Genomic DNA, 13,473 nt, shown 5'->3' on the forward strand with positions numbered 1-13,473 from the left:
ACCGTGATCGCCCGGCCACCTCGCCACGCGGAGAACCCTCTCCTTCACCCCTAAAATGGCCCCGTGGGCTCAAGCAGTGATGCTCCTCGCGTGCGTCGGTCAACTGTCGCTCTGGCGGCCGCAGCCATGCTCGCGTCGACCGGCTCCGCGTACATCGGGGCGCGCAACCTGCTGTCCGGGCAGGCCGACAAGGCTCGCCAGGTCATCCCGAAGTCCTGGGACATCCCGCCGCGCGCCGACGGCGTGTATTCACCCGGCGGGGGTCCCGTGGAACGGTGGGAGCGCGGTGTCCCGTTCGACGTGCACCTGATGATTTTCGGTGACTCGACCGCCACCGGCTACGGCTGCCATGTCGCCGACGAGGTGCCCGGCGTGCTGCTGGCGCGCGGTGTCGCCGAACAGCTCGGCAAGCGAATCCGGTTGAGCACCAAGGCGATTGTCGGCGCCACGTCGAAGGGGTTGTCAGGCCAGATCGACGCGATGTTCGTGGCGGGGCCGCCACCGGACGCCGCGGTCATCATGATCGGCGCCAATGACATCACCAGGCCGAACGGCATCGGCGCGTCGGCGCGCAGGCTGGGCGCCGCGGTGCGCCGATTACGGTCGGCGGGCGCGGTCGTCGTCGTCGGCACCTGCCCGGACTTCGGCGTGATCACCGCGATCCCCCAGCCGCTGCGCTGGTACACGCGTGGCCGCGGGTTGCGCCTGGCGCGGGCCCAGGCGGGAGCCGTGCGCGCCGCCGGCGGCGTCCCCGTGCCGTTCTCCGACCTGCTGGCGCCCGAGTTCTACAAAGCGCCTGAGCTGCTGTTCTCCGAGGACATGTTCCACCCGTCGGCGGCCGGCTATGCCCTGGCGGCCAAACAGCTGCTGCCTGCGTTGTGTAATGCGTTGGGCGAGTGGGACGGTGACGCGGCGCTCGAAACCGGTGCCGCCGATACCAGCACGTTGCTGACCCGGCTCGGCAGCATGAGCAGGCTGTGGCGGCGCTCGACCGGGGTGCCCGCGCCCGTCGTGGTGTCTGCGAGCTAGGTTCTAGCTAGCTACTCGATCTAGGAGCCCGTCATGCCTGAAGCCGTCATCGTCGCCACTGCCCGCTCGCCGATCGGCCGGGCCAACAAGGGATCGCTCGTCGATATGCGGCCCGACGACCTCGCCGCCCAGATGGTCAAGGCCGTGCTGGACAAGGTGCCCGCGCTGGATCCACGCGATATCGACGACCTCATCATGGGCTGCGGTCAGCCCGGCGGCGAGTCCGGATTCAACATCGGCCGTGCCGTCGCGGTGCAGCTGGGCTATGACTTCCTGCCCGGCACCACCGTCAACCGTTACTGTTCGTCGTCGCTGCAGACCACCCGCATGGCGTTCCACGCGATCAAGGCCGGTGAGGGCCACGCGTTCATCTCGGCCGGCGTCGAGACCGTGTCGCGATTCGCCAAGGGCAACGCCGACGGCTGGCCCGACACCAAGAACCCGGTGTACGCCGACGCCATGGCGCGCTCGGATCAGGCCGCGGCGGGCGCCGAGGAGTGGCACGATCCCCGCGAGGACGGCCTCATCCCCGACGTCTACATCGCCATGGGCCAGACCGCCGAGAACGTCGCCCTGCACACCGGCATCAGCCGCGAGGATCAGGACCACTGGGGCGTGCGGTCACAGAACCGCGCCGAGGAGGCCATCAACAACGGCTTCTTCGAGCGCGAGATCGTTCCCGTGACGCTGCCCGACGGCACGGTCGTGTCGAAGGACGACGGCCCGCGTGCCGGCACGAGCTACGAGAAGATCAGCCAGCTCAAGCCGGTGTTCCGGCCCAACGGCACAGTGACCGCGGGCAATGCATGCCCGCTCAACGACGGCGCCGCCGCGCTCGTCGTGATGAGCGACGAGCGGGCCCGCGATCTCGGCCTCACCCCGCTCGCGCGCATCGTCTCGACCGGTGTCTCGGGCCTGTCCCCCGAGATCATGGGCCTCGGCCCGATCGAAGCCGTCAAGAAGGCGCTTGCCAACGCCGGCATGACAATTGGCGACATCGACCTGTACGAGATCAACGAGGCGTTCGCGGTCCAGGTGCTCGGCTCGGCCCGCGCACTCGGCATGGACGAGGACAAGCTCAATGTGTCCGGTGGCGCCATCGCCCTCGGCCACCCCTTCGGCATGACCGGGGCCCGCATCACCGCCACGCTCCTCAACAACCTCCAGACCTACGACAAGACCTTCGGCATCGAGACCATGTGTGTCGGTGGCGGCCAGGGTATGGCGATGGTTGTGGAGCGCTTGAGCTAGTTTTCGTTTCGTCGAGTCTGCGTACAGATCGCGTTTTCACGAGATTTTGCGATCTGTGCGCAGACTCGCCGCCCACGCCCGCGCGAGCCGTTGGAGAACCTCGCCCGTGCTGTGGCGCTTCGTCACTCGGACCCGGGTCCAGCCGAGGGCTTCGAGGTCCTCTGAGCGAATGATGTCGTACGCGAACTGTTTCGGGTCTACGCGGTGTTGCTCACCGTCGTACTCGACCGCGAGCTTGTGCGCTTTCCAGCCCAAGTCGAGGTAGTACCGTCGGCGTCGGTCCGGGCTACGCACCGGTATCTGGGTTGCCGGACGTGGATATCCGGCTCGAATCACCAAAAGCCGCAGCCATGTTTCCTTTGGTGATTGAGCGCCCGCATCATAGAGGTCGAGCGCCATCGACAGCTGCCGAATACCGCGGGCACCCGGATACCTGCGCGCGATGGCGATCACCTCGTCCGGCTTGAAATTCGTGGCGTTACCCAGAGCATCGAGCCTGGCCACCGCGTCATCGAGCCGGCCTCGACGGCCGATGTCAAAAGCCGTGCGCTCCGCCGAGGTGACCGGCAGACCACAGCGCAACGTGCGTTCGTCGTCGGCGAGCAGAACGTCGTATGTGCGCAATCCCTTCGGCGGGCGAGCATTTGACCACAGCAGCTCGATCGGCGACGACTCGTCGACCCACTCCGCACCGTGCAGTCCGGACGCGCTGAGCCCGGCGATCACCCCTTGCCGTCGTGACCACAGCCAGGCCGCCCGCGCACGGTCGACGAGCTCCAATCTGACGTCATTCGGAACGTAAACGTTCGGAAACACCGCGCTGTACTGCGAGCGCAATTGGTGTTTCTTCACGACGCCGGCCTGCACGGCTTCGCTGCCGATGAACGGCCAGTCGAGATTCATGCCGCGAGCGTCTCGGTCCGCGCCGACAAGCCACCCAGCGAAAGCAGCACTGCGACGAAGGCTGTGGACGAATCACGGCTTGTGGATGGCACCGAGTCTGCGCTGAGATCGCGAATCCGCCGGAAATAGCGATCTGTGCGCAGTCTCGGCACTCAACCCATATGAAAAAGGCGCCCGCAATCGCGGACGCCTTTCTCGGGGTAGGGCTGCTAGTCGTTGTTGAAGTAAGACAGCAGCCGCAGGATCTCGATGTACAGCCACACCAGGGTGACGGTCAGGCCGAGGGCGATGCCCCACGCAGCCTTCTCCGGCGCACCGGCACGGATCATCTGGTCAGCGGCATCGAAGTCGAGCAGGAAGCTGAACGCTGCCAGGCCGATGCAGACGAGCGAGAAGATGATCGCGATCGGGCCACCGTCGCGCAGCGGGCCCGCGCCATCGGTGAACAGCGCGTACACGAAGTTGCCGAGGGCGAGGACGACGACGCCGATCATGGCGGCGATCAGCATGCGGGTGAACTTAGGCGTCACGCGGATGGCGCCGGTCTTGTAGACGACGAGCATGCCGAAGAACACGCCGAAGGTGCCGAGGACGGCCTGGCTGATCAGCCCGCCCGCGCTGGCGCCCTGGATGTTGAAGGTGAGCAGGAACGACACCGCACCGAGGAACAGGCCCTCAAGAGCGGCGTAGGTCAGCACGATCGCCGGGTTGTCCTGCTTGCGGCCGAAGGTCGCGATCAGGACGAGGACGAGGCCGCCGATGCCACCGATCAGGGTGAACGGCGCGGCCAGCGCCATGTTGCCGGACACCAGGAAGTAGGAGACGACGGCGACGATCGACAGCACGCCCAGCGTGACGCCGGTCTTGGTGACGACGTCGTCGATGGTCAGCGGCCGCGACACGCCCGTCTGCTGCTGGTCGAGGTACTCAGGTGCATACTGCTGTGCGTGCACCTGCTGCGCACCGAAGCCGGCGGCTCCGGTACCGAATTGTGCGTATCCGCCCTGCGTCTTCGGCAGGCTGCGGAATACCGGGTTGCTGGTCTCGCGCACCGTCGGGTTCCTCTCTTATGAGACGTGTTCGGTTAAGAACTACGGGTTCAACGATCAATGATCCCGAGCGGTTCCCGTCGACGCCAGATATCTCTCAGGAAACTTCCAGGTTTGATCTTGAGGCAAACCCTACCCGGCGCGCGCGACCGGTGGGCATCGAACTAGATTGCAAACCGTGACAGAAAACGAGGACATCCTAGTAAATGTCCGCAACGGCGTCGGCATCCTCACGCTGAATCGTCCCAAGGCGATCAACTCCCTCAACGAGGTCATGGTCGCCGGCATCGCCGAGGCGCTCGACGCCTGGGAGGACGACGACTCGGTGCACACCGTGCTGCTGACGGGCGCCGGTGAACGCGGCCTGTGCGCCGGCGGCGACGTCGTGGCGATCTACCACAGCGCGAAGGCGGGCGGCGCCGACGCACGTCGGTTCTGGTACGACGAATATCTCCTCAACTCGCGGATCGGGAAATACCCCAAGCCGTATGTCGCACTCATGGACGGCATCGTGATGGGCGGCGGCGTCGGCGTGGCCGCACATGGCAGCGTGCGCGTCGCGACCGACACGACCAAGATGGCGATGCCCGAGGTCGGTATCGGGTTCATTCCCGACGTCGGCGGCACGTACCTGCTGTCGCGCGCACCCGGCGCGCTCGGCCTGCACGCCGCGCTCACGGGTGCGCCGTTCTCGGGCGCCGACGCGATCGCGATGGGCTTCGCCGATCACTTTGTGCCCCACGACAAACTCGCCGACTTCACCGAGGCCATCGTCGACGAGGGTGTCGATAAGGCACTCGCGGCCTACGCCGTCGAACCGCCACCCAGCCCGCTACTCGCACAACGCGAGTGGATCGACGACTGCTACTCCGGCGACACGGTCGGTGACATCGTGGCTGCGCTGCAGAACCACGAAGCGGACCCCGCCAATGACGCGGCCAACCTGATCGCGACCCGCTCCCCCGTATCTCTCGCCGTGACGCTCGAAGCCGTGCGCCGCGCCGCGAAACTCGACACGCTCGAGGATGTGCTGCGCCAGGAGTACCGGACGTCGTGCGCGTCGCTGCGTTCCCATGACCTGGTCGAGGGCATTCGCGCCCAATTGGTCGACAAGGACCGGAATCCGAAGTGGTCGCCTTCGTCGATCGCAGAGGTGACCCAGGCCGATGTCGACGCATACTTCGTTCCGGCAGATCCCGACCTGACGTTCGAGGAGGAGAAGAAATGAGCGACTTCGAGACAATCCTGGTCACCCGCACCGGCCGGGTCGCCACCATCACGCTGAACCGGCCCAAGGCGCTCAACGCCCTCAACAGCCAGGTGATGACCGAAGTCACCACGGCCGCAGCCGAACTCGACAAGGATCCGGGCGTCGGCGCGATCATCGTCACGGGCAACGAGAAGGCCTTCGCCGCGGGAGCGGACATCAAGGAGATGGCCGAGCTGTCCTTCGCCGACGTCTACTCGGCCGACTTCTTCGAGCTGTGGTCGAAGTTCGCCGCGACCCGCACCCCCACGATCGCCGCGGTCGCCGGGTACGCACTCGGTGGCGGCTGCGAGCTCGCGATGATGTGCGACATCCTGATCGCCGCCGACACCGCGAAGTTCGGCCAGCCCGAGATCAAGCTCGGTGTCCTGCCCGGCATGGGCGGCTCACAGCGCCTCACCCGTGCCATCGGCAAGGCCAAGGCCATGGACTTGATCCTGACCGGGCGCACCATCGACGCCACCGAAGCCGAGCGCGCCGGTCTGGTGTCACGCTTGGTTCCTGCGGACTCGCTGATCGATGAGGCGCTCGCCGTCGCCGAAACCATCGCCGGGATGTCGCTTTCGGCCTCGCGGATGGCCAAGGAGGCGGTCAATCGCGCGTTCGAATCGAGCCTTACCGAGGGCCTGCTCTACGAGCGCAGGCTGTTCCACTCGGCGTTTGCCACTGCCGATCAGAAAGAAGGCATGGCCGCGTTCACCGAGAAGCGCGCCGCCAACTTCACCCATCGCTAAAGTCGACGGGTGACCGCCGGGGAAAGCACTGCAGACACTGCCGAAATCTCCGAGGACGAGGCGACACCCGCACCTGCCGAAAAGCCGATGTGGTGGGTGCGCCATTACACGTTCTTCGGCACCGCGGTGGGCTTGGTATTCATCTGGTTGTCGTTGACTCCGTCGCTGCTGCCGCGCGGTCCGCTGTTCCAGGGACTGGTCAGCGGCGGCGCCGGGGCGATCGGCTACGGGCTCGGCGTGTTCGGCGTGTGGTTGGTGCGGTACATGCGCTCGGCCGAGACCAGCCCCAAAGCGCCGAGGTGGGCGTGGGTGGCTCTCGTCGTGGTCGGGATGATCGGCCAGATCCTGATGATCATCTGGTTCCACGTGTGGCAGGACGACGTCCGCGACCTCATGGGAGTGCCCCGCCTCGGGTTCTGGGATCACCCGCTGACGGCCGTGCTGTCGATCGTGGTGTTGTTCGTGCTGGTCGAGATCGGCCAGCTGATCGGCAAGCTCGTGCGTTTCCTCGACCAGAAGCTGGATCGTTTTCTGCCGCCCCGCGTTTCGGCCGTGGTCGTGGTGGCACTGCTGCTCGCCTTGTCCATCGCACTCCTCAACGGCGTGGTGGTACGCGTCGCGATGGACACCATCAACAAGACCTTCGCCGCCATCAACGACGAGACCGACCCGGATTTCGCGGCACCGAATTCGGTGCTGCGGTCCGGTGGCCCGCAATCGCTCACGAGCTGGGAATCGCTGGGCCATCAAGGCCGTGTCTTCGTCTCCGGCGGTCCCAGCGTCGAGCAGATCTCGCGATTCAACGGAACTCCCGCCGTCGAACCCATCCGGGCTTACGCGGGCCTGCATTCCGCTGACGGCATCCAGGCCACCGCGGCTCTCGCGGCGCGGGAGTTGCAGCGTATGGGTGGCCTGGATCGTGCGGTGATCGCGGTCGCGACGACCACGGGAACCGGCTGGATCAACGAGGCCGAAGCCTCGGCTCTGGAGTACATGTACAACGGCGACACCGCGATCGTGTCGATGCAGTACTCGTTCCTGCCGAGCTGGCTGTCGTTCCTCGTCGACCAGGAGAACGCCCGCCAGGCCGGCCAGGCGCTGTTCGAGGCGATCGACGCGCTCGTGCGTGAACTGCCCGAGGACCGCCGACCCAAGCTCGTGGTGTTCGGCGAGAGTCTCGGCTCATTCGGTGGCGAGGCCCCGTTCCTGGCGCTCAACAACCTCATCGCCCGCACCGACGGTGCCCTGTTCTCGGGCCCGACGTTCAAGAACACGATCTGGACCACCCTCACCCGTGAGCGCGATGCCGGATCACCCGAGTGGTTGCCGATCTACGACAACGGCGAGAACGTGCGTTTCAGCGCCGAGGCCCAGAACCTGGACCGCCCCGACAAGCCGTGGGGCAACCCGCGTGTGGTGTATCTGCAGCACGCGTCCGATCCGATCTCGTGGTGGACGCCGGATCTGCTGTTCTCCAAACCGGATTGGCTGCGCGAACCCCGCGGTTATGACGTGTCACCCCGCATGGAGTGGATTCCGGTGGTGACGTTCCTGCAGGTGTCGGCCGACATGGCGGTTGCGGTCGAGGTGCCCGACGGCCACGGCCACGTCTTCGTCAAGGATGTCGCCAACGCGTGGGCGGCGATCATGCAGCCGCCCGGCTGGACGCCGGAGAAAACCGAAAAGCTGCGGCCGTTGCTGACCAGTAACGAAAATGCTTGAGCGCTCGGTGTTTCGGGGCCGGGGGTGGCCACTGGCGGTCTGCCCGGCTATTAGCGACAAAGTCGCGGAAAGCACCCCTTGGGCCACATCAGGCACGTAGGCCCCAGACCGGTAGTCACACCGGCACCTCTGACGACGTTGGCCACGATCGTCACAGGTTTTGGGCTGTCCACCTATCAGCGACAAAGTCGCTGACAAGCGGGCAGCCCGAAAACCGTTGCCAGAGTTGCCAATGCGCTCATTGCGGCCGCTGGGATTCCAGGCGTGTTGCGCCAGCTATCGCTGGGACCCGTGTGGCGATTTCCGCGACAAAGTCGCGCATAGGCGGGCAGGAAGGCACCCATGCTCAGATCCGCCGGCGCGCCACGCGACCGCGAAACCGCCCGTCACACCTGACCGCTGGCGACCAGCGCGTGATATCCGCCGATGACGTCGGTGGCCCGGTGCAGGCCCAGGTCCAACAGCGACGCCGCGGCCAGGCTCGACGTGTAGCCCTCCGAGCACAGGATCACCCAGTACACATCGTCGTCGACCGCCTGCGGGATCCGCGCATCAGACGTCGGATCACACCGCCACTCCAGGACATTGCGTTCGATCACCAGCGCGCCGTCGACCTCCCCTTCGCGGGCACGCTGCGCGGCGGGGCGGATGTCGACCAGCACGGCCCCGTCCGCAAGCGCGGCGGGCACGTCTGCCGCGGGCAGGCGGTCCAGGCGGGCACGCGCCGCCTCGAGCACTGCGTCGATACGGCTCATCGTCATCCCTCCGGCGCGTCGGTGAGTTCAGTGCGGCTGCGCCGCAGGGTCTTTCGCGATGTCACCTCGTAGTACGACATCGCGGTCAACGGTGGTGAATAGGCGTGGACGCTCAGCGTCGGACCGCTGACCGGGCCAGGTGCCCGCACGACGTCGTGCACCCAGCCCAGCGGGAACGCCGCCTGACTTCCGGCGGACAACTGCCTGCGCTTCAACCCCTCACCGTCCCAGCGGGTTTCGGTCAATGTGCCGGAAACCACGGTCAACGCACCGAGCGAGCCGCCGTGATCGTGCAACTCGGTGGACCGGTCGGGCACCCAGCTGATCAGCCAGACATCGAGCTCGTCGTTACCGACGAGCCGGGTGTACCAACGTTCGTCCTCGGGCAGCCCGCGCAGCATCCGGTCGTAACGACCGGACAGCACGTCGTCGGCCGCGCGGTCGGTGGTGTTCAACAGATCGGGCAACCGCAGCCGGGTGGGCGCGGACACGGCGGGGACAAAACTGGGCGCAACCGTAGGAACGGTGGAAAGCATGGAAGGACTCCAGGAATGACGGGTGGAAAGGGAGGTCGGTCGGTGCTCTACCGAGCCCGACAACACTCCTGATATCCGGTCCTTTCCGTCACGGCCGCCAGTGTTGCATAGATTGGCGGCATGCGCAGTTACACGTGGGTGTCGCGGGCGACCGCCGGAGCCGTCGCGGCGGCCGGTCTCAGCCTGCTCGTCGGATGTTCGTCGGGGGATGACAAAGACCGTTCGCAGGAGTCCTCGGCACCGGCGACGACAGCGACCACCACGGCCGAGTCGCCGACTCCGACGGCTGCGCCGGGTGAGGTCGCGGTGTCGCCCGGTGGGGTCACGACGGCGGTCGGCGCGGACGCGCAGTCCACGGAAGAGGAGTACTTCCAGGCCTGTCACGCCGCCAAGGTGTGGATGGACGAGAAGGGCGGCGATCCCAAAGCCCAGATCGAGCCGTACCTCGCGAGCCTGCAGGCGCCGGACGCTGCCCCCGGTCCGGGCACCTACAACAAGCCATGGGCGGAGCTTGAGCCGGCGCGGCAGGCGGCCGTCATCGTGGCGGTCCAGGCCGCGGCCGACCAGCTGTGCAGCTAGTTCGAATCACGTTGCGTTAAATCACCAGGCTCGCCCCGCTGGGCGGCGATCCAGGCGTGGCCCTGCGCGACGGCCGTGTCCAGCGCCCCGAACACGCGATCGGTGGCGGGCACGATGCCATCGGGACCGAGCAGATCGTCGAGGTCGCCGCGTCGCAGCACCTCTGCGGTCGCCGAATCGACGCCGCTGACGATCAGTCGCCCGTTGTTGGCCTTGAGCTCGCCGCCCCAGCGGCGCAGTGCCTTGATCGCGACCGACGACGGCACATCGGGCAGCGCACGCATGCTCAGTACGACGACGGCGTTGGTGCTCCCCTCGGCACGCGGCCAATCCTCGTCGATGCGGGCCACTTCGGCGAACAGCCCGACACCGGCGTAGTGCAGGATCGTGACGTCGTTGCTTGCGCACTGTTCGGGCACCGGCACGCTGCGCCAGCCGCCGTTGTCGGGCTCCAACGCCATCAGCTGTGCGGACTTCGCCGCCTTTGCGCAGTAGAGCACCAGCGAGGTGATGACACCGATCAGGATGGCGGTGTGCAGCGGCAGCTGCGTGGTCGCGGCGAATGTGATCAGCATGGCCAGCGCGGACAGCGGAGCGACCCGCAGCACCAGCTTGATGTCCTTCCACCGGCCGACGACGAGTTCGGCGCCGATCACCAGGATGAGTCCGCCGATCACCGGCATCGGGATGATCTCTGCGGCCGAACCGGCGATCAGCACCAGCAGGGCGAGCCAGATGCCGGCGAAGATGCCGGCCCACCGCGTCTGAGCACCCGCGGACGTGGCGACCCCGGTGCGTGACAATGACCCACCGGTCGGCAGCGCCCCGAAGAAGCCGCCGACCGCGTTGGCGGCGCCCTGTGCGAGGAAGTCGCCGTTCATGTTGGTGCGGCTGCCATCGGGGTTGGGTACCGCGGCCGAGATACCCGCGGCCTGGGCGAGTGCGACGAGCGCGACCGCGACACCGCCCATGAGCAACTCCGGCATGGCCGCGAAGTTCGGAACGGTCACCGGTGGAAGCGAATTCATGATCGAGGCGATGTCGCCGACGGTTTCCACATCGACTTTTGCCATCGCCACCACGGCGGTGACAACCACCAGCGCAAGCAGAGTGGCGAACGACTCCAGCGGTTTGATGAAGTGGAAGACGGCCCACACCGCAACGGTTCCGAGCGCGACCGCGACCGCAGCGCCCGACCACAGCCCGATGTGGGCCAGCGAATCGATGAACTTGCCGATTGTGTTGCCGCTCTGCGGTTTGTAGCCGGTGGCGTCGCCCAGCACGCCGGCGATGATCTGCAGCGCGATGCCGGTCGAGAACCCGGTCATCACCGCGTTCGAGACGAAACTCATGATCGAACCGAACTTCAGCAGCCCGAACACGAGCATCACGATGCCGACGACGATGGCGAGCGCGGCGACGTTGGCCGGGTCGGCGGGATCGAGTCCGGCGTCGTGCAACACACTGCGCGAGGTGAGCGCGATCGCGCTGGTCAGCGTCGTCACCATCAGCACGGTGCGGGCGAACAGCGAGCCGATGATCCCCGGCACCACGCCTGCGTACAACCCGGCCACCGGGTTGAATCCGCCGATGCTCGCGTACGCCATGCCTTCGGGGATGGAGAACAATCCGGTCACGAGGCCGGCGATCGCGTCGCGAGGCGTGGGTTTGCCGAGCTTGCGCACGGCCGCCGTTGCCCTTGCTGGCACGCTCATGCTGAACAACCTTGCCACGGTTGGCCGCTCGGCGGGCGATACTCGCCCGGTGGCTGCCCGCAACCACCGGATCGTACGGTGATCGGGTGCCAGGGAACCGCGAATAGCGCTGTGGCACTGGGCGATCAGCTTGCGCTCGACGACCAGAGTCACTCGAGACCGCCTCGGCGGAACCGAAGACCGAATTTCCCCTTGCGTTGAATTTCCAGCGGCCGTAGCGTGACGCACTATGCCGCCCGATGCCGTCGCACTGGATCGTCCGTGGAAACGTCCAGGTGCCGCGCGTTATGCGCTGACGCGCCTGCGTGGAATCGTGCGTTCGCCCGTCGAGGTCTATGAGCCGGCACCCGGCGCCGTCCGGGTCCACCACGACGTGGAGGTGCCCACCCGCGACGGCACCGTGCTGAGGGTCAACGTTCACGTGCCCGCCTCCGACGATCGGTTTCCGGTGCTGTTGTGCGCGCACCCGTACGGCAAGGACAAACTGCCCACCAAGCGCAAGCGAGGCAAGGGGTATTCACTGCCGTTCCAGTACCGCGTGCTTCGGCAGCCCAACCCGGTCCGGTTTTCGACGCTGACGAGTTGGGAGGCTCCGGACCCGGCATGGTGGGCTGCCCGCGGATTCGCCACGGTGAACTGCGATCTCAGAGGTGCGGGCACCTCGGGCGGGGTGGGTTCACTGCTGTCCGACCAAGAGGGCGAGGATGTCTACGACCTCGTCGAGTGGGCGGCCGCACAGCCATGGAGCACTGGGGCGGTCGGCATGATCGGCGTGTCGTATCTGGCGATCTCGCAGTGGAAAGCGGCCGCGCTCAAGCCCCCGCACCTCAAGGCGATCGTGCCGTGGGAAGGCATGACCGATCCCTACCGTGACCTACTGCGGCCTGGCGGCATCCAAGAAGTCGGCTTCGTGAAGATGTGGGGCCGCGGGCTCAAGGCGGCACGGCTCAAATATGAACTCGGCAAGGAGAATACGAACCGGCCGCGGTACGACGAATGGTGGCGCTCACTCGTGCCCGCGCTGGACCGCATCGAGGTGCCCGCCCTCATCTGCGGCAGCTTCTCCGACAACAACCTCCACAGCCGCGGATCGATCCGGGGCTTCGAACGGATCAGCTCGGCAGAACGCCACCTGTTCACGCACCGGGACGGCAAGTGGGCGGCGTTCTATTCCGATGAGGCCCTGCAGGCACAATTCGATTTCCTGGACCGGCACCTGCGCGGCGGCACCCGCCCCGCACTTCCGCGCGTGCGACTGGAGGTTCGGGAAAGCCGAGACCGCGTCGCGGGTGTGCGCGCCGAGACCGCCTGGCCACTGGAGTCCACGCAGTGGACACCCCGTTATCTCACCGAGGCGGGTCTGGTCACCGAGCCGGCCGGCGCACCGGGCTCAAGAGAATTCGACTTGCGTTCAGCTGCAGTTCGTTTCGGTTGGACGATGTCGACCGACACCGAGATCACCGGCCCGATGGCGCTACGACTGTTCGTCTCGACCGAGGCCGGGGACGCCGACCTGTTCGTCGGCGTGGAGAAATGGCGTGGTCCGGACTACGTGCCGTTCGAGGGTTCCTACGGTTTCGGCCGCGACCGGGTGACCACCGGCTGGGCGCGGCTGTCGCTGCGCGCGCTCGGCGAATCGAAGTCCCGCCCCTTCCAACCGGTCCGTGCGTTCACTCACAGCGAGCCGGTGCAGCCCGGAGCAGTTGTGCGCGTGGATATTCCGCTCGGGCCATCGTCGACGTTGTTCCGAGCCGGTGAGCAATTGCGCCTGGTGGTCGCCGGGCGCTGGCTGTGGCCCCGCAATCCACTCACCGGTCAATTCCCGGCCTGGTATGAACGCCGTTCGCGAGGCGTCTGCACCCTGCACTGGGGCCCGGCACGACAGGCTCGGCTTCTCGTGCCGGTGATCCCGTAGCGCCGTCGTCAGCGCACA

Annotated in this window: 12 protein-coding genes; 7 read left to right on the forward strand and 5 right to left on the reverse strand. The window is 66.7% G+C overall.

Features of this window, described 5'->3' with window-relative positions; genetic code table 11:
• Nucleotides 1-126: 126 nt before the first annotated feature.
• The gene (locus tag AWC31_RS09285; protein ID WP_085144016.1) at nucleotides 127-1,029 is read left to right on the forward strand and encodes an SGNH/GDSL hydrolase family protein; all 903 of its coding nucleotides are present in this window, start codon (nucleotides 127-129) and stop codon (nucleotides 1,027-1,029) included.
• Between the two features lie 33 nt (nucleotides 1,030-1,062).
• A complete protein-coding gene (locus tag AWC31_RS09290; RefSeq protein WP_085144018.1) occupies nucleotides 1,063-2,280 on the forward strand; it encodes an acetyl-CoA C-acetyltransferase in 1,218 nt (405 codons plus the stop codon).
• Nucleotides 2,281-2,316: 36 nt separating this feature from the next.
• On the opposite strand, the gene AWC31_RS09295 is transcribed toward AWC31_RS09290, so the two are convergent.
• Nucleotides 2,317-3,183: a DUF559 domain-containing protein gene (locus AWC31_RS09295; protein WP_085144020.1), complete on the reverse strand. Its 867-nt coding sequence runs from the start codon at nucleotides 3,181-3,183 to the stop codon at nucleotides 2,317-2,319.
• 209 nt (nucleotides 3,184-3,392) lie between these two features.
• Nucleotides 3,393-4,235, reverse strand: coding sequence for a Bax inhibitor-1/YccA family protein (locus AWC31_RS09300; protein WP_067844616.1), 843 nt, complete (start codon nucleotides 4,233-4,235; stop codon nucleotides 3,393-3,395).
• Nucleotides 4,236-4,410: 175 nt separating this feature from the next.
• Between AWC31_RS09300 and AWC31_RS09305 the strand changes: the two genes are divergently transcribed.
• The 3 genes from AWC31_RS09305 (at nucleotide 4,411) to AWC31_RS09315 (ending at nucleotide 7,955) form a co-directional block, all read left to right on the forward strand.
• Nucleotides 4,411-5,460, forward strand: coding sequence for an enoyl-CoA hydratase/isomerase family protein (locus tag AWC31_RS09305; RefSeq protein ID WP_085144021.1), 1,050 nt, complete (start codon nucleotides 4,411-4,413; stop codon nucleotides 5,458-5,460).
• Nucleotides 5,457-6,233 (forward strand): enoyl-CoA hydratase, encoded by a 777-nt coding sequence (locus tag AWC31_RS09310; protein WP_085144023.1) that lies wholly within the window; start codon nucleotides 5,457-5,459, stop codon nucleotides 6,231-6,233. The genes AWC31_RS09305 and AWC31_RS09310 overlap by 4 nt, the downstream gene beginning before the upstream one ends.
• An 87-nt stretch (nucleotides 6,234-6,320) precedes the next feature.
• Entirely contained in the window at nucleotides 6,321-7,955 is a 1,635-nt protein-coding gene (locus AWC31_RS09315) for an alpha/beta hydrolase (protein ID WP_085144297.1), read from the forward strand.
• Nucleotides 7,956-8,341: 386 nt separating this feature from the next.
• On the opposite strand, the gene AWC31_RS09320 is transcribed toward AWC31_RS09315, so the two are convergent.
• Nucleotides 8,342-8,710 (reverse strand): rhodanese-like domain-containing protein, encoded by a 369-nt coding sequence (locus AWC31_RS09320; RefSeq protein ID WP_110774995.1) that lies wholly within the window; start codon nucleotides 8,708-8,710, stop codon nucleotides 8,342-8,344.
• 2 nt (nucleotides 8,711-8,712) lie between these two features.
• Nucleotides 8,713-9,246 carry a cysteine dioxygenase gene (locus AWC31_RS09325; RefSeq protein ID WP_085144027.1) on the reverse strand — a complete coding sequence of 178 codons (534 nt, stop codon included), beginning with the start codon at nucleotides 9,244-9,246 and terminating at the stop codon, nucleotides 8,713-8,715.
• 120 nt (nucleotides 9,247-9,366) lie between these two features.
• Between AWC31_RS09325 and lpqV the strand changes: the two genes are divergently transcribed.
• Nucleotides 9,367-9,825, forward strand: a complete 459-nt coding sequence (gene lpqV, locus AWC31_RS09330; protein ID WP_085144028.1) for a lipoprotein LpqV — start codon at nucleotides 9,367-9,369, stop codon at nucleotides 9,823-9,825.
• Here the strand turns inward: lpqV and AWC31_RS09335 are convergent.
• Nucleotides 9,822-11,540, reverse strand: a complete 1,719-nt coding sequence (locus AWC31_RS09335; protein WP_085144298.1) for a SulP family inorganic anion transporter — start codon at nucleotides 11,538-11,540, stop codon at nucleotides 9,822-9,824. The genes lpqV and AWC31_RS09335 overlap by 4 nt on opposite strands.
• Nucleotides 11,541-11,769: 229 nt before the next feature.
• Here AWC31_RS09335 and AWC31_RS09340 point away from each other — a divergent pair, with 229 nt between their 5' ends.
• Entirely contained in the window at nucleotides 11,770-13,455 is a 1,686-nt protein-coding gene (locus tag AWC31_RS09340; RefSeq protein ID WP_085144029.1) for a CocE/NonD family hydrolase, read from the forward strand.
• Nucleotides 13,456-13,473: the final 18 nt, after the last annotated feature.

It is taken from the genome of Mycolicibacterium wolinskyi (assembly GCF_002101965.1).
Taxonomy (GTDB): domain Bacteria; phylum Actinomycetota; class Actinomycetes; order Mycobacteriales; family Mycobacteriaceae; genus Mycobacterium; species Mycobacterium wolinskyi.